Source organism: Bradyrhizobium sp. CSS354, assembly GCF_029051725.1.
Classification (GTDB): Bacteria; Pseudomonadota; Alphaproteobacteria; order Rhizobiales; family Xanthobacteraceae; genus Bradyrhizobium.
In genome coordinates, this window is sequence record NZ_JAACFU010000083.1 from 1 (window position 1) to 667 (window position 667).

The following is a 667-nucleotide window of genomic DNA, read 5'->3' on the forward strand; positions in this document are numbered from 1 at the left end:
CGCCCCGATGACAAGCAAGTGCCGGAGATAGGAATCGCCCTGCTTCGTTATGCGGCCGAGCCGGTCCTTCCCGCCGGTGGAATTCTGCTTAGGCGTCAGGCCCAGCCAAGCCGCGAATTCTCGCCCGGAGCGGAACATGGTCGGGTCCGGCACCGTCGCGGCGAGGGCCGTGGCCGTTATGGGATCAACGCCGGGAATCGAGGACAGCAGCCTCGCCATCGGATTTACTCTCTGGATCTGAGCCAGCTCACGCTCGATAACGTCGACCTGCCGGTCCAATTCCTTCAGTTGGTTCACAAGAACAGCCAGCGCCATACGGGCAGTGGCAGGTAGCGCGAGTTCCTCGTCATCCAACAAATCCACTAGACCATCCACCCTTTGCCGGCCCTGTCCAACAATGATTCCGAACTCCGCAAAATGAGTTCGAATAGCGCACGCCGTCATGGTTCTCTGGCGGACCAGCAGGCCTCTTGCACGGTGAAGCATCAAGAAGCCTTGGGTCTCAACGCTTTTGATGGGAACAAACCTCATATTGGGGCAGCTAACTGCTTCACAGATTGCGGCCGCATCAGCGGCATCGTTCTTTGCTCCCCGCCGCACATAGGGCTTCACATATGCTGGCGGTATTAATCTCACATCATGTCCAAACCGCTGAATCTCGCGCGCC

At 58.6% G+C, this 667-nt stretch carries 1 protein-coding gene; it reads right to left on the bottom strand.

From position 1 onward, the window contains the following. The coding region (locus GWG67_RS38750) for an IS110 family transposase (protein ID WP_275174897.1) at positions 1-657 on the bottom strand (657 nt) is incomplete at its 3' end. Between the last annotated feature and the right edge of the window lie 10 nt (positions 658-667).